This is a genomic window from Kitasatospora atroaurantiaca (assembly GCF_007828955.1).
GTDB classification, from domain to species: domain Bacteria; phylum Actinomycetota; class Actinomycetes; order Streptomycetales; family Streptomycetaceae; genus Kitasatospora; species Kitasatospora atroaurantiaca.
This window is the reverse complement of record NZ_VIVR01000001.1, coordinates 6,224,924-6,247,538: the sequence shown is the minus strand read 5'-3', so window position 1 is coordinate 6,247,538 and position 22,615 is coordinate 6,224,924. Positions and strand designations below refer to the sequence as shown.

The following is a 22,615-nucleotide window of genomic DNA, read 5'->3' as shown; positions in this document are numbered from 1 at the left end:
ACCGTGAGAGGGTCGGGCCCGCGCAGAGCAGGCGGAGGAGGACGGCATGACCACGGGAACCACGGGTCGGGTGCTGGTCGCGGACGACGACGCCGCGATCCGCCGCTCGCTGGAGCGGGGGCTGCGGCTGAGCGGCTTCACCGTGCTCCTGGCCGAGGACGGCCCCGGCGCGCTGGCACTGCTCGGCGGGGCGGCGCCGGACGTCCTGGTGCTGGACGTGTCGATGCCCGGCCTGACCGGCATCGAGGTCTGCCGCGCCCTGCGTGCCCGGGGCGACGAGACACCGGTCCTGATGCTCTCGGCGCTGGACGAGGTGGCCGACCGGGTCGCCGGTCTGCAGGCCGGGGCGGACGACTACCTGGTGAAGCCGTTCGCGCTGGAGGAGCTGGTCCTCCGGCTGCAGGCGCTGCTGCGCCGCCGGCCCGCCCCGCCACCCGCCGACGTGCTCCGCGCCGGGCCGCTGGTGATCGACCAGGCCACCCGGCAGGTGCACCGGGACGGCGTGGAACTCCGGCTCACCAGACGGGAGTTCGAGCTGCTGGTGCAGCTGGCCAGGAACGCCGGGATCGTGCTCAGCCGGGACCAGCTCCTCGACCGGGTCTGGGGCTACGACTTCGAGGTGCGCACCGACGCCGTGGACACCTTCGTCAGCTATCTGCGCCGCAAGCTGGAGGAGGGCGGGCGGCCCCGGCTGATCCACACCGTCCGCGGGGTCGGCTTCGTCCTGCGGCTGCCCGAGGGCGGGAGCGGCTCGTGAAGCTCTCCACGCGGATCGCGCTCTCGGTCACGCTCCTGGTGCCGGTGCTGGTGCTCGCTGCCGGGCTGCTGGTGCTCGGCCTGGTCAACCGCGACCTGCGCCACCAGCAGGACACCCGGCTGCAGGACCGGGCGTCGGCCGTCCTGCCCGACGTCCGGACGCTGCTCACCGCCGATCGCAAGGGCCGATCCCGGGTCGAGCAGACCCAGCAGCGCAAGGTGCTCGGCGACGCGCTGGACGCCGGTGTCCGGCTCGAGGCCTCGGACGGCGCTCTCGTACTGACCGGCGGTCCGCAGCCCGCCGACACGGTCGCACTCCCCGAGGAGACCCCGGGCGGCCCGGTCACCGTACGGGCCAAGGGCCACGCCTGGCGGGTGCTGACCGTACGGGTGGACGGCGCGGCGCCCGGCACGCTGTGGCTGTTCGCCCCGGCCTCGGCCACCGACCCGCAGCTCACCGCCGTGCGCCGCCGGGTCGTGCTGGTGGCGCTCCTGGCCGCACCGGTCTCGGGGCTGCTCGCGTACGCCCTGGCCGACCGGACCACCGTCTCGCTGCGCCGGCTCAGCCGCCGGGCGGCCCGGCTCGACCCGCGGGCGGGGGCCGCGGGCTTCGCCGCCGAGCGGACGCACATCGCCGAGGTGGACGAACTCACCACAGCCATCGCCCAGTTGCTGGCCCGTTACGAGGAGCAGGCAGGTCGGACGGCGCAGGCGCTGGACACCGCCCGGTCGTTCTCCTCGGCGGCCTCGCACGAGCTCCGCACTCCGCTGATGAGCATGCGGACCAACCTGGACGTGCTCGCCGCCCACCCCGATCTGCCGGCCGGGGAACGTGCGGAGGTGGTCCGGGACCTGCAGGAGGAGCACGCCCGGCTGCTGGAGCTGCTGACGGCGCTGCGGATGCTCGCCCAGGGGGACCTGGTGGAGCTGTCCGCCTTCGGCCCGCTCGACCTGGCCGAACTGGTCGACGCGGTGCTCGGCGAGACCGGGCGGCGTCGGCCCGAGGTTCGGACGTCCGCCGAACTGCCGTCCGAGCTCCGGGTCTTCGGCTGGGAGGCGGGCCTGCGGATCCTGCTGGCCAACTTGCTGGGCAACGCCGTGGTGCACGGCCGGCTGCCGGACGAGCCGGCCCGGATCACCGTGGGGCTGCGGGCGGAGGGCGGCTTCGCGGTGCTCACCGTGGACGACGCAGGCCCGGGCATCCCGGCGGCCGAGCGGGGTGCCGTCTTCGGCCGGTTCCACCGCCGCCCGGGCAGCCCCGGGTCCGGGCTCGGCCTGACCCTGGTCGCCCAGCAGGCGGCGCTGCACCGCGGCACCGTCACCATCGGGACGCCGCCCGGCGGCACGGGCTGCCGGTTCGAGGTACGGCTGCCGCTGCCGGCGGACACGCCGACGCTGCAGCTTCCGCTCCGGCGGGACTGGATCTCGCGCGACTGAGGATCCCGGGACGCCGCCAGGTCTTCCCGCCGTCCGGGTCTTCCCACAAGGAATCCACAAGAACGCCCGCTACCGTCCTGCTCGGTTGGACCGCCCATGCGTCGAACCCTCGTGGCACTGGAGGAGAAACAGCCCATGCTTCCGAACCGCAAGGCCGCCGCCCTCGGCGCACTCACCCTGGCGGGCGCCCTGCTCGCCGTCACCCCCGCCCAGGCGGAGACCAAGCCCACCCCGAAGGGCGACGGCGCCAAGGCGATCTGCAAGCGCCTGCCGAAGACCGAGAAGCGGATCACCGCCGCGATCACCCGGCTGAACGGTGACGCGACGGTGCCCGGCTCGGTCGCCCGGCTGGAGCAGCGGGTGGCGAACGCCAAGGCCGCCGGCCACACCGAGATCTACACCTACCTGAACGACCGGCTCACCTTCCGCAAGAGCCTGCTGCCCACCCTGCAGACGCGGCAGACGGACCTCAAGGCCGTGGCGACGTGGTGCGCCGCGCAGGGCGCCACCCCGGAGCCGAGCAAGTGAGCCGGCACGTGAGCCGGGGGCGCGCGACCGCCGCCGTCGCCGCCCTCGCCGCCGCGGCCGCCCTGCTGCTGACCGGCTGCGGGCCGACCGCCGCCACCCCGGACCGGGCGGCGCAGTCCGCGCCCGGCGGCGGGGACTCCCAGCTCAAGGACATGCAGCAGAAGGTGGACGCCGCCGACAGTGCGGCCGCCGAGGCGGACTCGGACGCCACGCAGAACAACTGACGCACCACCCGCGGCCTGCCCCGTACTCCCGGGGCAGGCCGTTCAGCATGCCCCGGAGGTACGGGGCAGGCCCGCCCCGTATGCCCCGGATTGACGCGCCGTCACACCCGCCCCGTTGGGCCACCCGGGCGATGACGTCCCTCTCATCACGTGGTCCACGCTTGACGTGCCCGTCTTCCTCCGGAACGATCGGCGCATGAACACCGGCACCACTCTGGTCTGCCGCCTGCACGTCGATCTGCGACGCCAGGCGAGCGACATGTGTGCCCGCTGACGGTCTGTCCCGCCCTGTGACGCCTTCCAGGGTCTGAGCCGCGCTCTCCTCCCCCTTTCTTCACCCCTCCGTGCTGCCGTTCGCGCCGTACCCGCGCGAGGCAGCCTCCTCCGGCCTATCCGAGGACGACCCATGAGCCTTGACCTAGCTCCCGACCGCATCGGCATCCTGCCGACCCCGCAGCCCACACCGGCACCCGCGCCGCTCTCGCCGAACGCCCTGCGCAAGATCGTCCGCGAGCTGGCCGAGCAGCCCGACCAGTGGCTCCACCGGGTACGCCTGGCCTCGGACCGTTGGTACGAACGGCTGGCGCTGACCGATGACCACGAGGTGTGGCTGATCAGCTGGCTGCCGGGCCAGTCCACCGGGTTCCACGACCACGGCGGCTCGCGCGGCGCCTTCGCGGTGGCACTCGGCGAGGTCGAGGAGCTGTCCCTGGGCGGGGCCGAGCAGGGGCTGCTGATCCGCCGGGTCCCGGCCGGTTCGGCGCGGGCCTTCGGCCCCGAGTACCTGCACGACGTACGGAACACGGCCCCCGGGCCTGCGGTGACCATCCACGCGTACTCGCCGCCGCTGAGCGAGATCTCGCGCTACGAACTGCGGGCCGGTGGCCTGGTCCGCACCGCCCAGGAAGGACCGGAGCAGTGGTGACCACGATCGACGAGTTGGTGGAGCGGTCGAGGGCCGGGGTTCACCGGCCGGGGCCGCAGGAGGCGTACGAGGCGGCCGCGGCGGGCGCGCTGTTGGTCGACATCCGTCCGGCCGCGCAGCGGGCACGCGAGGGCGCGATCCCGGATGCGCTGGTCATCGAGCGCAATGTGCTGGAGTGGCGGCTCGATCCGACGGGCAGTCACCGGATTCCCGAGGCGACCGGCCACGAGTTGCAGGTGATCGTGGTGTGCTCGGAGGGCTATGCGTCCAGCCTCGCTGCCGCGAGCCTGCGCGAGCTGGGCCTGCACCGGGCCACCGACCTGGACGGCGGCTTCGTCGCCTGGGCGGCGGCCGGTCTGCCCACGAAGGACGGCGGCGAAGGTTTGCTCTGATCCCGGATGGGGAAGGCACAAGCGGTTCCAAGATCCGTTCGACTCGAGAGTCGATTCGACAACCGACCGGCGCCGAGGCGCCGCAGCTAGGACCCTTCCGTGATCAGATTCGACGGCGCCGCCAAGCGCCACCCCGACGGCACCATCGCCGTCGAGGGCCTCGACCTCGACGTGCCGGCCGGCCGAATAACCGTCCTGGTCGGCCCGTCCGGCTGTGGCAAGACCACCATCCTGCGGATGGTCAACCGCATGGTCGAGCCGACCGCGGGCCGCGTACTGCTGGACGGCACGGACGTCGCCCGGCTGGAGGCCGCCAAGCTCCGCAGGGGCATCGGCTACGTGATCCAGCAGGCGGGCCTCTTCCCGCACCGCCGGGTGATCGACAACATCGCCACCGTCCCGTACCTGCTCGGATGGGACCGCAAGAAGGCCCGCGCGCGGGCCGCCGAGCTGCTCGAACTGGTCGGCCTGGCACCGGAGACCGCCAAGCGCTACCCCTTCCAGCTCTCGGGCGGCCAGCAACAGCGGGTCGGCGTCGCCCGGGCGCTCGCGGCCGACCCTCCGGTCCTGCTGATGGACGAGCCGTTCAGCGCGGTCGACCCGGTGGTCCGGGCCGGACTGCAGGAGGAACTGCTCCGGCTGCAGGGTGAGTTGAACAAGACCGTCCTGTTCGTCACGCACGACATCGAGGAGGCCGTGCGGCTCGGCGACCAGGTCGTGGTGCTCCGCGAGCACGGCCGGATCGCCCAACTCGCCGACCCGCACACGCTGCTGACCGCCCCGGCCGACGAGAGTGTGGCCGCCTTCCTGGGCCGGGACCGCGGGCTGCGCGGCCTCGGCCTCCGCCCGGCCGCCGACGTCGCCGTCCGGCCGATCGACGACGGTACCCGGCACGGGAGTTGGGAGCTGGCCCTGGACGACGGCGGCCGGCCGACCGGCTGGCTCGACCACGACCGGCCGACCGAGGTGCACCCCGCACCGGCCTTCCACCCCGGTACCGACACCCTGCGCACCGCGCTGGACGCCACCGTGCTCTCCCCCGCCGGCATCGCCGTCGCCGTCGACGCCGAAGGACGCGCCACCGGCACCGTGAGCCGGGAGGCCGTCCTCGCGGCACTCTCCGAGGAGCGACCGGTGAGCGCCCGTGGACGGTGAACCTCTCGTCCGCTGGCACTGGCTCGGCACCCATGTGGCGTACCTGCGCGATCTCACGCTCGACCACGCGGTGATCGCCCTCGTCCCGGTGCTGATCGCCCTCCTGATCGCGGTGCCGCTCGGCCTGGCCTGCGCCCGCTACCCCAGGCTCTACCAACCGCTGTCCGCCGTCTTCAACGTGGTGTACGCGCTGCCGGCACTCGCCGTCTTCGTCGTGCTGATCCCGTACACCGGGCTGGCCACCAACGCCACCGTGATGATCCCGCTGACCTGCTACGCACTCGCGGTGCTGCTGCCGACCACGGTGGACGGGCTGCGCTCGGTGCCGGAGGCGGTACGGCAGGCCGCGACCGCGATGGGCTACGGCCCCTGGCACCGGCTGGCGGCGGTGGAACTCCCGGCCGCCGTGCCGTACCTGGTGGCCGGCCTGCGGGTCGCGGCGGTGTCCAGCATCTCGCTGGCCGCCGTCGGCGCGCTGATCGGCAAGGGCGGCCTCGGCTACCTCTTCATCGACGGCTTCCAGCGGACCTTCCCGACGCCGATCCTGGCGGGCATCGTCCTGGTCGCCGTGCTGGCCCTGGTGACCGATCTGGTCCTGGTGCTGGCCCGGCGTCTGCTCGCGCCCTGGGCCGTCCGGGAGAAGGGAGCAGCCTCGTGAACTGGCTCGACTGGCTCCACACCTTCTTCACCTCGCCCGCCCGGCGGAGCGGTCCCGACTCGATCGTCCACCGCATCGCGGAGCATCTCGCCTTCTCCGGCGAGGCCCTGCTCTACTCGGCGCTCCTGGCCATCCCGCTCGGCCTGCTGATCGGCTACACGGGGCGGGGCGCCGTCGCCGTCACCGCGCTGACCGGCGTCACCCGCGCGCTTCCCACGATGGGGCTGGTCACGCTGGCCGTCCTGCTGGCCGGCGTCGGCAAGACGGCCGTGCTGGTACCGCTGCTCGCGCTCGCCGCACCGCCGCTGCTGGTGGCGGCCGTCGAGGGCATCCGGGGCACCGACCCGGACGTCCGGGACGCCGCCCGGGGCATCGGGCTGACGCACCGCCAGGTGCTCTGGCAGGTCTGTCTGCCCTCCGCCCTGCCGACCCTGCTGGCCGGCCTGCGCACGGCGGCCGTCCAGGTGATCGCGACCGCCACGGTGGCCGCTTACGTCGGTCTCGGCGGCCTCGGCCGGTACGTCATCGACGGGCTGGCCACCCGGGACTTCCCCGCGACGGTGGGCGGGGCGCTGCTCGTGGTCCTGCTGGCCGTCGCGACCCAACTGCTGTTCGCCGTACTGATCCGGTACGCGCTGCCGCCCGGCATCCGCGTCCGGAGCGCACCGAAGGAAAACTGACAAAGTCCTGTCACAGGCCGGTCAAAACCACAGGCGCAGCCCGGCCCGTCACGAGATCATGGACCAAGTCCGGGCCGCGCCAGTGAAATCCGGCCGGTCGGGGTTCCCACGCCCCTCCGGCCTCGCACTCATCCCGTCTCGATCCAGAAGGAAACCCATGACCACCCGTCTGCTCAGAACCGCCACCGCCGTCACCCTCCTGCTCGGCGCTGCGGCCTGCAGCTCCTCCGGTGGCAGCGACCCGCTCGCGTCCTCCTCGTCCCCCGCGACCTCGGGCAAGACCGTGGTGGTCGGCTCGGCCAACTTCCCCGAGAACGTCCTGCTCGCCTCGATCTACTCGCAGGCGCTCAAGGCCAAGGGCGTCAAGGTCGAGGAGAAGTTCAACATCGGCAGCCGCGAGGTGCTCTACGGGCAGCTGCAGAACGGCAGCCTGACGGTGCTGCCCGAGTACAACGGTGCGCTGCTCGGCTACCTGGACGCCAAGAACACCGCGGCCGGCACCGAGGCGGTCAACGCCGCCCTGCAGAAGGCGCTGCCCGCCACGCTGGCGATACTCGACTCCTCGTCCGCCGAGGACAAGGACTCGCTGACGGTGAGCCAGGAGACCGCGGACAAGTTCCAGCTCAAGAGCATCGCCGACCTGGCCGCCAAGGCCAAGGAGTTCTCCATCGGCGGCCCGCCGGAGTTCAAGGCGCGCAGCGAGCCGCTGCTCAAGGACAACTACGGCCTGACCTTCAAGGAGTGGAAGCCGACGGGTGAGACCACGGCCAACGCGCTGAAGGACGGCTCGATCCAGGTCGGCAACGTGTTCACCACCGACCCGAAGATCGTGCAGCTGAAGCTGGTCGTGCTGGCCGACCCGAAGAACGTGTTCAGCACGCAGAACGTCACCCCGCTGGTGAACAAGGCGGGTGTGGACGCGACCGCGACCGCGGCCCTGAACGCCATCTCCGCCAAGCTGGACACGGCCGGGCTGACCGCGCTGATGAAGCGCGTCGCCGTGGACAAGGAGGACCCGTCGGCGGTGGCCAAGGACTGGCTGAAGACCAACGGCCTGAGCTGACCCGTGGCACGCCGACGCCCTGCACCTCCGGGAGGTGCAGGGCGTCGGCGTGTCAGGTCCGGTCGGTACCCGATGGTCCGATCAGTACCAGTGGTGGGTCTGCCAGAAGGACCAGGCGGCGTTCGGGCTGCCGTAGCGGTCGTTCATGTAGCTCAGGGCCCACTTGATCTGGGTGGCCGGGTTGGTGCGCCAGTCGGAGCCGGCCGAGGCCATCTTGGAGCCCGGCAGGGCCTGGGCCAGGCCGTAGGCACCGGAGGAGGCGTTGACCGCCTTGATGTTCCAGGTGCTCTCGTGGGTGATGATGTTGTTGAACGCGGCCCACTGACCGGCCGGGACCATGCTCTTGGCCAGGGCCTTGACGCCGGCCGGGCTGGTGTCGGTGGTCGACAGCGCGGCGCGCTGCTCGGAGCGGGAGGCGGCCTGGGGCTCGGCGGCCTTCGGCTGCGCGGCCTGGGGCTGAGCGGCGGGGGCCTGCGGCTGGGCGGCCTCGGTGCTCGGCGCGGCGGGCGCGGCGGGCGCGGCGGGCGCGGCGGGCGCGGCGGGCGCGGCGGGCGCGGCCGGGGCTGCGGCCTCGGTGGTGGGAGCTGCGGCGGGCGCGGAGGCGGCTGCCACGACCGCGGCGGAAGCGTTGTCCTCGGGGAGTGCCACCGCCACGATGGAGGCGGCACAGGCAGTCGCCAGGCCGGCGGAGGCCACCACGAGGGTGGAGCGTCGGCGCATGGCGGCAATGAGGGAACTACGCATGGTGTGTGTGGCCTTCCTGGACCGAGTGAGCCTCGATCGGTTGGACCGGCCCCGGGCGCGTGGCAGTACGGCGGCGTGGAGCCGCTCGCTGCGTTGCTGCGCCGGTGGCCGTGGCACCCCTGGTGTCGGGTCGGTGCCGAACGGTTGCGCTCCTCTGGACCGGCCCGGCGCTCGATGCGGCCGGTGCGACAGGGCGGAGCGCCTTGCGACTCCACCAGTCTTAGCGAGGCCACCAGCGGGGTTCAAACACGCCTGCTACGACGCTGCGTCGTAGGCGATGGGGTCGCCTTAGGTTCTTGAAGGCGCTCGCGTTACCCCGCCACAGGCGCCCTAAACAGGCAGATTTCGATCCTTTCCAAGGCCATGGACCCGCCCTGCGAGGCCCTCGCGGTGCTACCCGCCCGCCTTCCGGCGCGGACCCCTGCCCGGCGCCCGCCGGGCCCGTCCCACCCGCCGGCCGGCATCTACGATCGAGCATCGTTGGTTGGAAACCCTTGTGGTGGGCATCACCGGCCACCCCCGCAACCAGCCCCCCGACATCACGTAGCGCAACCACGCGTACACCGGACCGGTACCGTCCGCGACATCGCCAGGACCCGCTCTCGCCGGACAGCGGCACGGCCCTGAAATCGGACAACCGGACGAAGTGTTCTAGGATCGCCGGTTATGAGCGGGGAGCCACAGGGCGCACACGGGTGGGGACAGCCGAGCGGGCAGCAGGCCGGGTTCGCTGGTGAGCCGGACTGGGCGGCACTCGCCGACCAGCACGAGAGCGAGGCCCGCCGCCGCAAGCAACGGCGGGTGATCGGAGCGGTGGTGGGCGCGACGCTGGTCGTCGGCGGGATCACCGCGACGGCCGTCAGCGTCGCCGGGCCCGGCAAGGGCGACACCCCGGCCAAGGTCGCGCTCAACGGTGCCTCGACGGCTCCCGCCGACCCCTCGGCGCCTGCGACCTTGTTGGCCTCGCCTGCTGACAGCCCGTCGGGCTCGGCCTCGGCCGGCGCCTCGGCCGGCGCCTCCGCGACCGGCAGCGCGCCCGCCAAAGCCACGTCGAAGCCCGGCTCGCAGCCGCCCGCCGCCACCGCCTCCGGGCCACGCGACCCGCTGACGGTCATCTCCTCGGCGAGCACCGACACCGCCCCGCTGGACCCGGCGACGCTGTTCGCCGCGACGAGCCTCTCCATCGACGGCCGGACCTGGACCCGGGTCACCGTCGCCGCCACCTCCCCCTGCTGGAAGGCCACCACCGGCGGTCTCGGCGACGTGATCACCCCCCAGGGCTGCCAGACCATGCTCCGGGCGACCTACGCCTCCGGCAACAGCGCCGTCACCATCGGCGTCGCGGTCTTCGACAGCAGAGCGAAGGCGGACGCCGCGCAGCAGGCCCACAAGGGGCAGGTCCAGGGCCTGGTGACCTCCGGGTCGACCTCGTACTGCGTGACCGCCGGCTGCACCAACACCCATGCGGCAGTGGGCCGGTACGGGTACTACACGGTGTCCGGCACGCTCAAGCCCGGCGGCAACACGGCGGACGCCGCAGCGACCGCGGCCGGCCCGGACTTCGCCGGGTACGCGCGCGGACAGCTGCTGGCCCGCGGCCGCTGACCCGACGGCCCGTCACCAGGACCGCCCGGACCATCTGAGCCTCCGGCAGTAGATGGGCAGCGGGCCGACCTCAGGGGCGCGTGGGGGCACCTCCCGGCCGAAGGCTGGGGGAGACCTTCGAGAGGCGGGAGGGTACGGGCCGTTGCCTTCCGATCTCGCGCAGTTCCCCGCACCCCTGGGATGACCAAACCTGATCCGGGCTACGTCGGCTTCGCCCACGGGCGGCACAGGGTCGCGAAGGCGGCCAGCGCGAGCGCGGCGCAGCTGAGCACCACCACGCCGAGCAGTACCGCCGAGGGCCGGCCGCCCGCGCTGCTGAGCGGGGCGACCACCGCGCCGCACAGGAAGGTGCCCGTCCCGATCAGCGCGGAGGCCGATCCGGCCGCGTGCGGTGCCATGGTGAGCGCCTGTGCCGAGGAGTTGGGCAGGATGACGCCCATGCTGGCCATCAGCAGGAACAGGGCCGGCCAGACGCCCGCCAGGCCGAGGTCCCAGACCGCCGTGAAGAGGATGAGCGCGGTGCCGGCCAGGGCAGCGGCGCCCAGCCCGAGGAGCGTCAGCACGGACGGGGAGAGCCGGTTCACCAGCACTCTCCCGTTGAGCTGGCTGAAGCCCACCACGGCAACGGAGTTGACGGCGAAGAGCAGGCTGAAGGTCTGCGGCGAGATGCCGTACACCGTCTGCAGCACCACCGAGGAGCCGCCGACGTACGCGAACAGGGCGCCGAAGGCGAAGGTGCTGGTGAGAAGGAAGCCGAGAAAGCGGGAGTCGCGCAGCAGGCCGCCGATCGCCCGGAAGGTGGTGCTCAGGCCCTGCCCGTGCCGTCGCTCCGGCGGAAGTGACTCGCGCAGCGAGAGCGCCGCGAGGAGGGTGAGCAGTCCGCCGAGCACGACCAGCGCGAGGAAGGTGCCGCGCCAGGAGGTGAGGCGCAGCAGCTGGGCGCCGACCACGGGTGCGAAGATCGGCGCGAGGCCGGATATCACGCCGAGCGAGGCCATGAAGCGGATCATCCCGACGCCCTCGTAACGGTCCCGGGCGATGGCCCTGGCGATCACCAGTCCGGCCGCCCCCGCGGCGCCCTGGAGGGCCCGTCCGGCCACCAGTACGGGGACCGAGTCGGCCACCGCGCAGACCACGGTGGCGAGTGTGTAGAGCGTCATGCCGGCGAGCAGCGGGCGGCGGCGCCCGAGGCGGTCGCTGAGCGGGCCGAACAGCAGCTGTCCGATGGCCAGTCCGAACAGGGATGCCGTGAGCGTGAGTTGGACGGCCGGGGCGGTGGAGCCGAGGTCCTCCGTGAGGGCCGGGAGGGCGGGCAGGTAGAGGTCGGTGGTGAGCGGGCCCAGGGCGACCAGGCCGCCGAGCACGGCCACGGTGGCCCGGCTCGGCGGCGCGGCGGAGGCTGCGCCCTCCTCGACCGGCGTGGGTGGAACTGTCGACTTGTCGCCGGTGGCGTCCACGGACGGGCCTGGGCCTGGCATATGGCTCCTCAACTGGGTGGTTGCTCTCCCCGTCCTATCGCAGCGGCACCGGTGGGCAACACCGCCCCCGCTACTCTTCCGGCAGTCGGGGCGGCCAGGCACGCCGGCCGGAGGCCTCGACCAGCGCCAGCTCCTCTGGGCCGGTGGGGCGCCACAGCGTGGTGGTGGTCGTCATGACCCGGTTCTCCTTCCGACCGGCTCACCGTACGACGGGCGCAGCGGCTCCACCAGCCGATTTCCGCCCCCGGCCGGTGGAGCCGATGGAGCCCGTGGAGCTGCCACGGACGGCGGACCCGGGGTCAGCGGTAGGCCGACTCCCCGGTGATGGCCTCGCCGAGGACGAGCGTGTGGATCTCGGAGGTGCCCTCGTAGGTCAGCACCGACTCCAGGTTGTTGGCGTGGCGGAGCACCGGATACTCGGTGGTGATGCCGTTGGCGCCGAGGATGGTCCGCGCGCTGCGGGCGATCTCGATCGCCGCACGGACGTTGTTGAGCTTGCCGAAGCTGATGTGGGCCGGGCGGCACTGGCCGGCGTCCTTCAGGCGGCCGATCCTGACGGCGACCAGGTAGGCCTTCTCCACCTCCAGCATCATCTCGACCAGCTTCTGCTGGGTTAGCTGGAAGCCCGCGATGGGGCGCTCGAACTGGATCCGGCTCTTGGCGTAGTCGAGCGCGGTGGTGTAGCAGTCACGGGCGGCGCCGACGGTGCCCCAGAGGATGCCGTACCGGGCCTCGCCCAGCGAGGACAGCGGGCCCCGCAGGCCGGTCACCCCCGGCAGTACGGCGTCGGCGGGCAGCACCACCTCGTCGAACACCAGCTCGCTGGTCACCGAGGCGCGCAGCGAGAGCTTCCCGTGCACGTCGTTGGCCGAGAAGCCGGGCGTGCCGCTGGGCACCAGGAAGCCCCGGACGCCTTCCTCGGTCTGCGCCCAGACCACCGCGACGTCCGAGATGCTGCCGTTGGTGATCCACATCTTGGTGCCCGAGAGCACCCAGTCGGCGCCCTTGCGGCGGGCCCTGGTCCGCATGTTGGCCGGGTCGGAGCCGAAGTCCGGCTCGGTCAGTCCGAAGCACCCGATAGCCCGGCCGGCCGCCATGTCCGGGAGCCAGCGCTGCTTCTGCTCCTCGGAGCCGAAGGCGTGGATGGACCGCATCGCGAGCGAGCCCTGGACGGAGACGAAGCTGCGCAGCCCCGAGTCGGCCGCCTCCAGCTCCATACAGGCGACGCCGTACGCGACCGCCGAGGATCCGGTGCAGCCGTAGCCGTCCAGGTGCATGCCCAGCACCCCGAGCTTGCCCAGCTCGGGCGCGAGCTCGCGGGCCGGGAAGACACCCCGCTCGAACCAGTCGCCGACGTGGGGCCGGATCCGCTCGTCGGCGAACTGCCGCACGGTGTCGCGGATCAGCCGCTCCTCGTCGGTCAGCAGGTCGCCGACGGCGAGCAGGTCGGCCGGGTCGAGGCGGGCAGAGGTGGTTGCCATGGTCGGACTCCTCGGAGCGGTGGGCGCGCGGCAGGGTGGGCCGCGGCGACGAGTATCGCGCACCGGGGCGGCGGCGGGGTACGAGACGCTGCCCACAGCGGCCCGTTCGCGGCCGCGTTCCTCCGCAAGTCGCCGCGCTGCCACGACTGCTGACATCGCTGCGGTCCTGCTGATGCTCTTGACGTGGACGCGAAGGCCTGGTTCTCTTTCGCATGCCGTTAGGAAACTTTCCTAACGTTCTGCGGAACCTCGCCCCGTCCCCACTCCCCCACGGACCGGTGATCCCATGACCCCGCGCAGCCTTCTCCGCCCCCTGCTCACCCTGGCCACCACCACCGCTCTCGCGGCCGGCACACTCGCCCTGGCCCCAGCGGGGCAGGCCGTCACCGCCGACCCCGTCGGCCTCAACTCCCCCTACGAGTACCTGGGTTGGGGCAGTCCTCAGAAGCCGACCGACGTGATGGCGGCGACCGGCGTCAAGCAGTTCACCCTCGCCTTCATGCTCAGCGACGGCGGCTGCAACCCCAAGTGGGACGGCAGCCGTGCGCTCACCGGCGGCAGCGACCAGGCCGCGATCAACAGCATCAGGGCGGCGGGCGGCGACGTGGTGGTCTCCTTCGGCGGCTGGAGCGGTGCCAAGCTCGGCGAGAAGTGCGGTTCGGCGAGCGCGCTGGCCGGCGCCTACCAGAAGGTGATCAACGCCTACAAGCTCAAGGCCATCGACATCGACATCGAGAACACCGAGGTCGCCAGCGCCACCGTGCGCCAGCGGGTCATCAGCGCCCTGAAGACCGTCAAGAACAACAACCCCGGCATCAAGGAGTACGTCACCTTCGGCACCACCACCAGCGGCCCGGACTCCGCCGGGATCGACCTGATCAAGAAGGGCGCGGCGGCCGGTCTCGCCCTCGACGGCTGGACCATCATGCCCTTCGACTTCGGCGGGCACAGCGGCTCGATGGGCGCGGTGACCACGGCAGCGGCCGACGGCCTCAAGAAGGCCGTGGCGAGCGCGTACGGCTACGACTCCGCCACCGCGTACCGCCACATCGGGATCTCCTCGATGAACGGCGCCACGGACGAGGCCGACGAGAAGGTCTCCACCGCCGACTTCACCACGATCTACAACTACGCCACGACCCACCACCTGGCCCGCTTCACCTTCTGGGCCGTCAACCGCGACCGCTCCTGCCCGTCCGGCACCCCGGCCGGGGACTCGTGCAGCGGGATCAGCCAGTCGCCGTACGCCTTCACCAAGATCGTCGCCAAGTACCACGGCTGACGCCCTGTCGGCGACCGTGCGGGTCACCCTGGCGCCCTGGTCGCCTGCCCCCGGCCGCCCTGGCCGCCCTGGTTGCCCTGGTCACCCTGGCTGCCCTGGCCGCTCAGCGGTCGGCGGCCAGGGCGGCCTCGGCGAAGTTCTCCCAGTGGCCGGCCGAGCCGTCCGGGATGCAGACCCAGTCCTTCATCGGCCGGCCGCCCATCGGGTCGAAGAGGTGGGCGCCCGGCAGACGCAGCGCCTCCTCCAGGGCGGGGGTGTCGCGGCCGAGGCGGCAGACCAGCTGCCCCTCGTGCAGACCGGCGAACGCCTTGCCGTTGACGTCCTTCAGGCACGGCATGCCGAACATCGTGGAGCGCTTGACCCCCTGCGGCGCCAGGTCGGTGGCGATCTCCTCGTAACGGGTCGCGGGATCGGTGATGTCAGTCATGCGCCCATGCTGCCCCTCGCAGGCCTGGTCCGCCTCCCACCACGCCCCGCCTGCCGCAAACGATCTCGCGTCGGATCTTGAGTTTGCACGCGAGGATGCGTAAGGATTGGCTCCCGTGACCATCCCTATACACCCGCTGCCGGCCTCCGCACTGACCGTCGCCGTCGCGCAGGCCACGCTCGCCCCGCTCGACATCGCCTCGAACGTCGCCACGGCTGCTGCTCTCGTCCGCCGCGCGGCGGACGAGGGAGCAGAACTCCTGCTGCTCTCCGAGCTCTTCCTCACCGGCTACGAGCTCCACGGCATCGTCGCGGACCCCGACCGGCTCACCGTCGCCCCGGACGATCCCCGCCTCGTACCGCTCGCCAGGGCCTGCGCGGACACGGGCACAGCCGTGGTCGTGGGCGCACCGGTACGTGACGCCGACACCGGTTCGCTGCACATCGCGGCCCTGGTCCTGGACGGCACCGGCCGCCTCGCCGCCGTGTACCGCAAGCAGTTCGCCACCCCCGGCGAGCGAGCGGCCGGGTTCTCCGCCGGCTCAGCCGGCTGCACCGTGCAGCTCGGCGACTGGCGCCTGGGCCTCGGCATCTGCTGGGACTCCGGCTTCCCCGAACACGCCCGCGCCGCGGCCCTCGACGGCGCCCACGCCTACCTCGTCGGCGCACTCTTCGGCACCGGCTCCGGCGCTCACCAGCGCCGTACGCTCTTCCCGGCCCGCGCCCTGGACAACACCGTGTACACGCTGCTGGCCAACCACGTCGGCCCCTCAGGCCCTTACGTCGGCTGTGGCCGCAGCGCCGTCTGGGCTCCGGACGGCAGCCTGCTCGCCGAGGCGGACGAGGCCGAGCCCGGTCTGGTCACCGTGCGACTGGACCCGGTCGAACTCGCCCGCCTCCGGGCGGCGGAGCCGGTGCTGATCCAGCCCGGGCTCTCCTCCGCCGCCACCCCGCGCACCGACACGCGACTCGGCCGGCCGCGGCTCGGAGCTGCTGTCAGGACTCCTTGACCACCACAGTCTTGGCGGCCTTGTCGTGCAGGCACTGCTGGTACGGCTTGTCCCACAGGTGCCAGAGGATGTTGACGAGGCTGAAGAGGGACCCGATGCAGTAGACGGCCTGCGGTCCGGCATAGACACCGGCCCGGGCCCAGATCTCGGCGTCGGTCGGTCGGCCGCCGTGGGCCAGCGAGACGACCCGGATCTTCATGACCCTCTTGCCCAGCGTCTGGCCGCCCTGCGTGAGCAGCATCGCGGCCTCGTAGCCGAGGACCACGGCGGCGGTGGCCACGTAGTAGAGGATCGAGCTGACCGGAGCAACGATCGCGTAGAGCAGGATGAACGGCACCAGCAGCACGGCGGCGTCGATCAGCCGGGCCAGGAAGCGGTCGCCGGCGGTGGCCAGCGTCCGAGCCCCCGGGGCGGTCGCGCCGCCGTACGCGTTCGGTCCGGACAGCCACTGCGGGTACTGCCCGTGCGCCCCCTGCGGCTGGCCGTAAGGGGCCTGCGGCGGCGGCCCGTACCCGGCGGGGCCGGCCTGTCCGTACGGCCCGGCCTGCCCGTACGGGTCGGCCGGCGGCTGCGGCGGCCCGTAGGTGTTCTTGTCGTACGGGTTCCGCTGAGGGTCTGTGGGATGTCCGTGGCCCGACGGTTCGTTTGTACTCATGCCCCCGACTCACCTCTCGTTCGGGCGGTCACTCGTGATCGCGTGACCCACCCTCACGAGTTCTACAGACAGGGCACCCCGTACGGAAGACGGCCGCAGCAATCGTTACTCAACAACCGTCGACCATCGGTGGCCCGGCGGTCGGCGGTCAGTGCGGGATGGCGTCGATCAGGTCCCGTGCGCCCTGGCGGAGCAGCGCGACCGCGACGGAGGTGCCGAGGGTCGCGGGGTCGAGCGGGCCGGCCCACTCGTGCGCATCCAGGACCGTCTTTCCGTCCGGGGAGAACACCCTCGCGCGCAGCGACAGCCGTCCGTCGCGCTCGGCCCTGGCGTACCCGGCGATCGGGCTGTTGCAGTGCCCCTGGAGCACGTGCAGGAACATCCGCTCCGCGGTGGTCTCCCGCCAGGCGTCCGAGTCCCCGAGCCCGGAGACGACCTCGATGGTGGCGGAGTCCTCCTCACGGCACTGCAGCGCGAGTACGCCCGCACCGATCGGCGGGCACATCGCCTCCACCGAGAGGATCTCCGTGATCCGCTCCGTCTGCCCGATCCGTTCCAGCCCCGACACCGCGAGCAGCAGCGCGTCCGCCTCGCCCGCCTCCAGCTTCTCCAGCCGCCGGTTGGCGTTTCCCCGCATCGGTACGCACTCCAGCTGCGGGTGCGAGACGGCGAGTTGGGCGACTCGTCGGACCGACGAGGTGCCGATCCGGCCCCCCGCCGGGAGCTGGTCCAGCGTGAGTCCGGCGGGGTGGACGACGGCGTCGCGGACGTCGTCACGCTTCAGGAAGGCGGCGAAGACCGTGCCGGCGGGCAGCGGCCGGTCGGCGGGTACGTCCTTGACGCAGTGCACCGCGAGGTCGGCGTCGCCGGCCAGCAGTGCCGCGTCGACCTCCTTGGTGAACGCTCCCTTGCCGCCGAGCTTGGACAGGTCGCCCATCCACCGGTCACCGGAGGTCGTGACGGGCACCACCTCGGTCCGGACGCCGGGGTGCAGGACGGCCAGCTCGGCGCGGACCCGCTCGACCTGGGCGAGCGCCATCGGGGAGGAACGGGAGACGATACGGATCAGTTCAGCGGAGGGCATGAGAAAACGATAGACCGTCAGTTCCTGTGCTCCGTACCGCTCATGAGTCTCACCGGACGGGTGGGCCAGGTTGATTGAGCCGATCGGGCGTATGTGCGAGAACGGGAGCCGGCCGCCGCCCCGCCGGGCAGCGCTCCGGTAGCGGTTTGCTCTCGGCGGGCGCACGGGCTTGAGTCTCCCCCAGGGGGAGGCGGGAGGCTGAGGGCATGGACAGCGACACGCGCTACTCGATCGGTGATCTGGCCCGGCGGACCGGGCTGACGGTCAAGGCCATCCGGTTCTACTCCGACCGAGGGATCGTGCCGCCGACCGACCGCAGCCCGGCCGGCTACCGCCTCTACGACATCGACGCCGTCACACGCCTGGACCTCGTACGGACGCTGCGCGACCTGGGACTGGACCTCCCCACGATCCGGAAGGTCGTGGACCGGGAGATCTCGCTTTCCGAGGTCGCCGCAGCGCACGCCGAAGCACTGACGGTGCAGATCCGGACGCTGCGTTTGCGGCGCGCGGTGCTGACGGCGGTGGCCAAGCGCGGGTCCACCCCTGAGGAGACGGATCTCATGCACAAGCTCGCCAAGCTCTCCGAGGACGAACGTCGGCGTCTGATCGACGACTTCCTCGACGCCGCCTTCTGCGGCCTGGACGCCCACCCCGAATTCGCGGCGGTCATGAGGTCGATGACCCCCGAGCTGCCCGACAACCCGGAGGCCGAACAGGTCGAGGCCTGGGTGGAGTTGGCCGAACTGTCCCAGGACCCGGACCTTCGCGCCGGCGTGCGGCGCACGGCCGAGCACCATGCTGCCGACCGTGCCGAGGGAGCCACCGCGGGCCTGCGCCGCGACCAGGCCGCGATGGTCCGTGACCAGGCCGGCCCAGCCCTGGCAGCCGGCATCGACCCGGCCTCGCCCGAGGCGGATCCGGTCGTCGCGGCCGTCGCGGCCCAGTACGCGCACGCCTTGGGCCGCCCCGACGACGTCGATCTCCGGCACCGGATGTTGACCCGGCTGGAGAGTGCGAACGACCCTCGCCGGGAGCGGTACTTCCAGCTGCTCGCAGTGATCAACGGCTGGCCGGCCCCGGAACGCCTGGAGCCGGTGCTCGACTGGTTCATCCGAGCCCTGCGCCCCCGGATGCCGGATGGCTGTCGCGAAGCGGACTCCGCAAGGCCTCGGATCACCGCCACGGGCGGGTGAATCGCACATCTGCGCGCTACGATGCATCTGTATCGGGGGCTCCAACTCCTGCTGCCTGAGCGCGAGGTGACAATGAGGCGAAGCCGTCGGCCCGTCGAGCTCAACGGCCCCCGCACATCGGCTCTCTCCCTCCTCGTCACCGCCCCCGAAGCCCTGTGGGACGTGGTGTCCGACCTTGTGTACTCCCCGCGGCCCTCGACCGTCGACCGTCCGACGGGCATCGACCCGAAGGCAGGCGAACGGTGATCCCCAGAGCGCTGCACGTCGTCAACGAGGGCTTGGCCTTCCTGCTGGAGCTCGGTGCGCTGTTCGCGCTCGGCCGGTGGGGGTTCCACACCGGTAGTGGTGTCGTGGTCCACGTCCTGCTGGGGCTCGGGGCTCCGCTGCTCGCGGCCGTGGCCTGGGGGCTGTTCGCCGCGCCCAAGGCGCGGGTGGTCGTGCCGCTCGCCGGAGTGCTGATCGTCAAGTTCCTGGTGTTCGGCGCCGCCACCGCCGGTCTCTACGCCGTCGGCCGGCACGGGATCGCCATCGCCTTCGGAGCGGTGGCGGCCGTCAACATGGTCATCGCCACGCTCGACCGCCGCGCCCTGATGCACCAGCGCTGGACCACGACCACGCCGTAGGCCGGCCGCGGGGCCAGGCGTCTCCTTTTCTTGGTCCGGAGCGGCCGTGGCACCGTGATGCAGGTCACACGGTGGTTTATGGTCATATCGGTGGATCTCCCGAGCACGGCTGGTGTCCGGGTGCACCGAGCAGCGCCTCGGCGCCCGGCTCCGGGCGGACCGGGCGCCTCCCCGGAGGTGATCGGGATGCGGACCCGAATGGATGTCAGAGGCATTCTGCTGGCGATGGTGCTCGCGCTGCCCGCAGCGGCCGGCGGAGGCTACGGCATTGCGTCGGCGGAGCCGGCCGGCGTACCGAAGGCGGCCCCGCAGGCGGCAGGTGATCCGCCCGCGACCCGCCCGCTGATCGTGCGGGGCAACACCTGGTACATGCGCGATTCGCTGTCCAGCGGCATCGCCACCACGACCTTCAACTACGGCGACGCCGGAGACCTGCCGATGGCCGGTGACTGGGACGGCAACGGCACCTCCACCCCGGGCGTGGTGCGAGGCGCCACCTGGTACCTGCGCAACAGCAACACCAGCGGCGTCGCCGACATCGCGTTCTCCTACGGCAATCCCGGTGACGTACCGGTCGTCGGCGACTGGGACGGCAACGGCACGTACACCCCGGGCGTGGTGCGAGGCGCCACCTGGTACCTGCGCAACAGCAACACCAGCGGCGTCGCCGACATCACCCTCTCCTACGGCAATCCCGGCGACGTACCGGTCGTCGGCGACTGGGACGGCAGCGGCACCAGCACCCCCGGCGTGGTCCGGGGCACCACCTGGTACCTGCGCAACAGCAACACCAGCGGCGTGGCGAACGTATCGCTGGACTACGGCAACCCGGGTGACCGCCCCGTAGTGGGTGACTGGGACGGCAACGGCACCTTCACTCCGGGCGTGCTGCGGGGCAACACCTGGTTCCTCCGCAACAGCAACACAAGCGGCGTGGCGAACGTGTCGTTCAATTTCGGCAGTGCCTGCGACATCGGCCTGTCGACCGCGTCGACGCTGCTTCGCGACCGTGGCGGCCGTCCCCTTCCCTCGTCCTTCGCGGGAAGGCACGTGACCACACTGCCGACCGGTGCCAACGTGGTCGCGCTGACCTTCGACGCCGGCGCCAACGCGGCCGGCCTGCCCAAGATCCTCAGCGCCCTGCAGAACTCCTGCGTACCGGCGACCTTCTTCCTGACCGGGGCGTGGGCCAACAACTTCCCGCAGGACGCCCGGGTGATCGGGCTGCGCTACCCGACCGGTAACCACAGCTTCTCCCACCCCGACCTGACCACCCTCAGCGACGCCGCCGTACGCGACCAGATCCTGCGCGCCCAGTCCGCCATCCAGGCCGGTGCCACCTACGATGCCCGGCCGATGTTCCGCTTCCCCTTCGGAGCCAGCGATGCCCGGACGCTCGGCATCGTCAACAGCCTCGGGTACGCATCGATCAACTGGACCGTCGACACCCTCGGCTGGCAGGGCACCTCCGGTGGGCAGAGCGTGTCCACCGTCGTCTCCCGAGTGCTGGCCAACCTGCGGCCCGGCGAGATCGTACTCATGCACGTCGGCTCCAACCCGGACGACGGCAGCACGCTGGACGCCGACGCACTTCCCACGGTGATCTCCGAGCTGACCGCCCGCGGCTACTCCTTCGTCACGGTGGCGCAGTTCACGTGAACGCACCTGCGCCACCGCCTCGGCCAAGTGGGCGTCAGCTCGGCCCGCACCAGCCCGGGCGGAAATACCTGGGGCCCGTTCGCGGCTCTGGTGATCAGGAGGTGTCGCGCGATGGGTGACCAGCAGGAGTACCGGGTCGAGCACGACTCGATGGGTGAGGTGCGGGTGCCCGCATCCGCGAAGTGGCAGGCGCAGACGCAGCGGGCGGTGGAGAACTTCCCGGTGTCCGGCCAGCGGCTGGAGCGGGCGCACGTCGAGGCCCTGGCGCGGATCAAGGCGGCGGCCGCCAAGGTCAACGCCGAGCTGGGGGTGCTGGACGCGGAGACGGCGTCGGCGATCCAGGAGGCGGCCGCCGAGGTGGCGGCGGGGCGCTGGGACGACCAGTTCCCGGTGGACGTGTTCCAGACCGGCTCGGGCACCTCCTCCAACATGAACGCCAACGAGGTGATCGCCACGCTGGCCGCCGAGCGTCTGGGCCGCGCCGTCCACCCGAACGACCAGGTCAACGCCAGCCAGTCCTCCAACGACGTCTTCCCGTCCTCGATCCACATCGCGGCCACGGCCGCCGTGACGGGCGAGCTGATCCCCGCGCTGGAGCACCTGGCGGCGTCGCTGGAGCGCAAGGCGAAGGAGTTCGCCGAGGTGGTCAAGTCCGGGCGGACGCACCTGATGGACGCCACTCCCGTCACCCTCGGCCAGGAGTTCGGCGGGTACGCGGCCCAGGTGCGGTACGGGGTCGAGCGGCTGCGGGCCGCACTCCCCCGGGTCGCCGAGCTGCCGCTGGGCGGTACGGCCGTCGGCACGGGCATCAACACCCCGCCGGGCTTCGCCGCGGCCGTGATCGCCGAGGTGGCATACGCGACCGGCCTGCCGCTGACCGAGGCCCGCAACCACTTCGAGGCCCAGGGCGCGCGGGACGGTCTGGTCGAGCTGAGCGGCCAGCTGCGCACCATCGCCGTCGGCTTCACGAAGATCGCCAACGATCTGCGCTGGATGGGCTCGGGCCCGCGCACCGGCCTCGCCGAGATCAATCTGCCGGATCTCCAGCCCGGCTCCTCGATCATGCCCGGCAAGGTCAACCCGGTGTTGCCCGAGGTGGTGCTGATGGTCGCCGCGCAGGTGACGGGCAACGACACGACCGTCACGGTCGCCGGCGCGAGCGGGAACTTCGAGCTCAACGTGATGCTGCCGGTGATCGCGCGAAACGTCCTCGAGTCCGTCCGGCTGCTGGCGGCCGGTGCCCGGCTGCTGGCGGACCGTACGGTGGACGGCATCACGGCCAACGTCGAGCGGGCCAGGGAGTACGCGGAGTCCTCACCTTCCGTGGTGACCCCGCTCAACCGCTACATCGGCTACGAGGAGGCCGCCAAGGTGGCCAAGCAGGCGCTGGCCGAGCGGAAGACGATCCGTCAGGTGGTGCTCGAGCGCGGCTACCTGGAGGCGGGGAAGCTGACGGAGGCCCAGCTGGACGAGGCCCTGGACGTCCTGCGGATGACCCGTCCGTGAGGCTCGGCCGGTAGGCACCGGGACGGCGCGCCCCTCGGTTGCCTGGCC

Annotated in this window: 23 protein-coding genes; 17 read left to right on the top strand and 6 right to left on the bottom strand. The window is 72.1% G+C overall.

Going from position 1 to position 22,615, the window contains the following annotated elements; translation table 11 throughout:
* The first annotated feature begins 46 nt into the window (after positions 1-46).
* The 10 genes from FB465_RS28085 (at position 47) to FB465_RS28040 (ending at position 7,818) form a co-directional block, all read left to right on the top strand.
* Complete coding sequence (locus FB465_RS28085) at positions 47-757, top strand: response regulator transcription factor (protein WP_145794970.1); 711 nt, start codon at positions 47-49, stop codon at positions 755-757.
* Positions 754-2,193, top strand: a complete 1,440-nt coding sequence (locus FB465_RS28080) for a sensor histidine kinase (RefSeq protein ID WP_145794968.1) — start codon at positions 754-756, stop codon at positions 2,191-2,193. The genes FB465_RS28085 and FB465_RS28080 overlap by 4 nt, the downstream gene beginning before the upstream one ends.
* 135 nt (positions 2,194-2,328) lie before the next feature.
* Positions 2,329-2,721, top strand: coding sequence for a hypothetical protein (locus FB465_RS28075; protein ID WP_145794966.1), 393 nt, complete (start codon positions 2,329-2,331; stop codon positions 2,719-2,721).
* Positions 2,722-2,729: 8 nt separating this feature from the next.
* Positions 2,730-2,945 (top strand): hypothetical protein, encoded by a 216-nt coding sequence (locus tag FB465_RS28070; protein ID WP_145794964.1) that lies wholly within the window; start codon positions 2,730-2,732, stop codon positions 2,943-2,945.
* Positions 2,946-3,351: 406 nt separating this feature from the next.
* Complete coding sequence (locus tag FB465_RS28065; RefSeq protein ID WP_145794963.1) at positions 3,352-3,870, top strand: cysteine dioxygenase; 519 nt, start codon at positions 3,352-3,354, stop codon at positions 3,868-3,870.
* Positions 3,864-4,262 (top strand): rhodanese-like domain-containing protein, encoded by a 399-nt coding sequence (locus FB465_RS28060; RefSeq protein WP_145794962.1) that lies wholly within the window; start codon positions 3,864-3,866, stop codon positions 4,260-4,262. The genes FB465_RS28065 and FB465_RS28060 overlap by 7 nt, the downstream gene beginning before the upstream one ends.
* A 99-nt stretch (positions 4,263-4,361) precedes the next feature.
* Positions 4,362-5,417 carry an ABC transporter ATP-binding protein gene (locus tag FB465_RS28055; RefSeq protein ID WP_145794960.1) on the top strand — a complete coding sequence of 352 codons (1,056 nt, stop codon included), beginning with the start codon at positions 4,362-4,364 and terminating at the stop codon, positions 5,415-5,417.
* Positions 5,407-6,075, top strand: a complete 669-nt coding sequence (locus FB465_RS28050) for an ABC transporter permease (RefSeq protein WP_145794958.1) — start codon at positions 5,407-5,409, stop codon at positions 6,073-6,075. Before FB465_RS28055 ends, FB465_RS28050 begins: the two co-directional genes overlap by 11 nt.
* Positions 6,072-6,755: an ABC transporter permease gene (locus FB465_RS28045; protein WP_145794957.1), complete on the top strand. Its 684-nt coding sequence runs from the start codon at positions 6,072-6,074 to the stop codon at positions 6,753-6,755. The genes FB465_RS28050 and FB465_RS28045 overlap by 4 nt, the downstream gene beginning before the upstream one ends.
* A 157-nt stretch (positions 6,756-6,912) precedes the next feature.
* Complete coding sequence (locus FB465_RS28040) at positions 6,913-7,818, top strand: ABC transporter substrate-binding protein (protein WP_145794955.1); 906 nt, start codon at positions 6,913-6,915, stop codon at positions 7,816-7,818.
* Between the two features lie 81 nt (positions 7,819-7,899).
* On the opposite strand, the gene FB465_RS28035 is transcribed toward FB465_RS28040, so the two are convergent.
* On the bottom strand, positions 7,900-8,562 hold the full coding sequence (locus FB465_RS28035) for an aggregation-promoting factor C-terminal-like domain-containing protein (protein ID WP_145794953.1): 663 nt from the start codon (positions 8,560-8,562) through the stop codon (positions 7,900-7,902).
* A 666-nt stretch (positions 8,563-9,228) separates the two neighbouring features.
* Here FB465_RS28035 and FB465_RS28030 point away from each other — a divergent pair.
* A complete protein-coding gene (locus FB465_RS28030; RefSeq protein WP_145794951.1) occupies positions 9,229-10,167 on the top strand; it encodes a hypothetical protein in 939 nt (312 codons plus the stop codon).
* A 200-nt stretch (positions 10,168-10,367) separates the two neighbouring features.
* Here FB465_RS28030 and FB465_RS28025 read toward each other — a convergent pair whose 3' ends face one another.
* Together FB465_RS28025 and FB465_RS28020 are read right to left on the bottom strand one after the other, a co-directional pair.
* On the bottom strand, positions 10,368-11,645 hold the full coding sequence (locus tag FB465_RS28025) for a multidrug effflux MFS transporter (protein WP_145794949.1): 1,278 nt from the start codon (positions 11,643-11,645) through the stop codon (positions 10,368-10,370).
* A 299-nt stretch (positions 11,646-11,944) separates the two neighbouring features.
* Positions 11,945-13,126, bottom strand: a complete 1,182-nt coding sequence (locus FB465_RS28020) for an acyl-CoA dehydrogenase family protein (protein WP_145794948.1) — start codon at positions 13,124-13,126, stop codon at positions 11,945-11,947.
* A 286-nt stretch (positions 13,127-13,412) separates the two neighbouring features.
* On the opposite strand from FB465_RS28020, the gene FB465_RS28015 reads away from it, so the two are divergent.
* Positions 13,413-14,408, top strand: a complete 996-nt coding sequence (locus FB465_RS28015) for a chitinase (protein WP_145794946.1) — start codon at positions 13,413-13,415, stop codon at positions 14,406-14,408.
* Between the two features lie 103 nt (positions 14,409-14,511).
* Here FB465_RS28015 and FB465_RS28010 read toward each other — a convergent pair whose 3' ends face one another.
* On the bottom strand, positions 14,512-14,835 hold the full coding sequence (locus FB465_RS28010) for a hypothetical protein (RefSeq protein ID WP_145794944.1): 324 nt from the start codon (positions 14,833-14,835) through the stop codon (positions 14,512-14,514).
* Between the two features lie 115 nt (positions 14,836-14,950).
* Here FB465_RS28010 and FB465_RS28005 point away from each other — a divergent pair, with 115 nt between their 5' ends.
* Positions 14,951-15,844, top strand: coding sequence for a carbon-nitrogen hydrolase family protein (locus FB465_RS28005; RefSeq protein ID WP_170290705.1), 894 nt, complete (start codon positions 14,951-14,953; stop codon positions 15,842-15,844).
* Here FB465_RS28005 and FB465_RS28000 read toward each other — a convergent pair.
* Positions 15,831-16,499 (bottom strand): RDD family protein, encoded by a 669-nt coding sequence (locus FB465_RS28000; protein WP_145794941.1) that lies wholly within the window; start codon positions 16,497-16,499, stop codon positions 15,831-15,833. The two genes, FB465_RS28005 and FB465_RS28000, sit on opposite strands and share 14 nt — an antisense overlap.
* A 148-nt stretch (positions 16,500-16,647) precedes the next feature.
* Complete coding sequence (hemC, locus tag FB465_RS27995; protein ID WP_145794939.1) at positions 16,648-17,583, bottom strand: hydroxymethylbilane synthase; 936 nt, start codon at positions 17,581-17,583, stop codon at positions 16,648-16,650.
* Between the two features lie 206 nt (positions 17,584-17,789).
* Between hemC and FB465_RS27990 the strand changes: the two genes are divergently transcribed.
* From FB465_RS27990 to FB465_RS27975, 4 genes are all read left to right on the top strand, one after another.
* Positions 17,790-18,779: a MerR family transcriptional regulator gene (locus tag FB465_RS27990; protein WP_145794937.1), complete on the top strand. Its 990-nt coding sequence runs from the start codon at positions 17,790-17,792 to the stop codon at positions 18,777-18,779.
* A gap of 242 nt (positions 18,780-19,021) precedes the next feature.
* Positions 19,022-19,402: a YrdB family protein gene (locus tag FB465_RS27985; RefSeq protein ID WP_211785873.1), complete on the top strand. Its 381-nt coding sequence runs from the start codon at positions 19,022-19,024 to the stop codon at positions 19,400-19,402.
* Between the two features lie 186 nt (positions 19,403-19,588).
* Positions 19,589-21,061 carry a polysaccharide deacetylase family protein gene (locus FB465_RS27980; RefSeq protein WP_211785872.1) on the top strand — a complete coding sequence of 491 codons (1,473 nt, stop codon included), beginning with the start codon at positions 19,589-19,591 and terminating at the stop codon, positions 21,059-21,061.
* 111 nt (positions 21,062-21,172) lie between these two features.
* Positions 21,173-22,567 (top strand): class II fumarate hydratase, encoded by a 1,395-nt coding sequence (locus FB465_RS27975; protein WP_145794935.1) that lies wholly within the window; start codon positions 21,173-21,175, stop codon positions 22,565-22,567.
* The last annotated feature ends 48 nt before the right edge of the window (positions 22,568-22,615 follow it).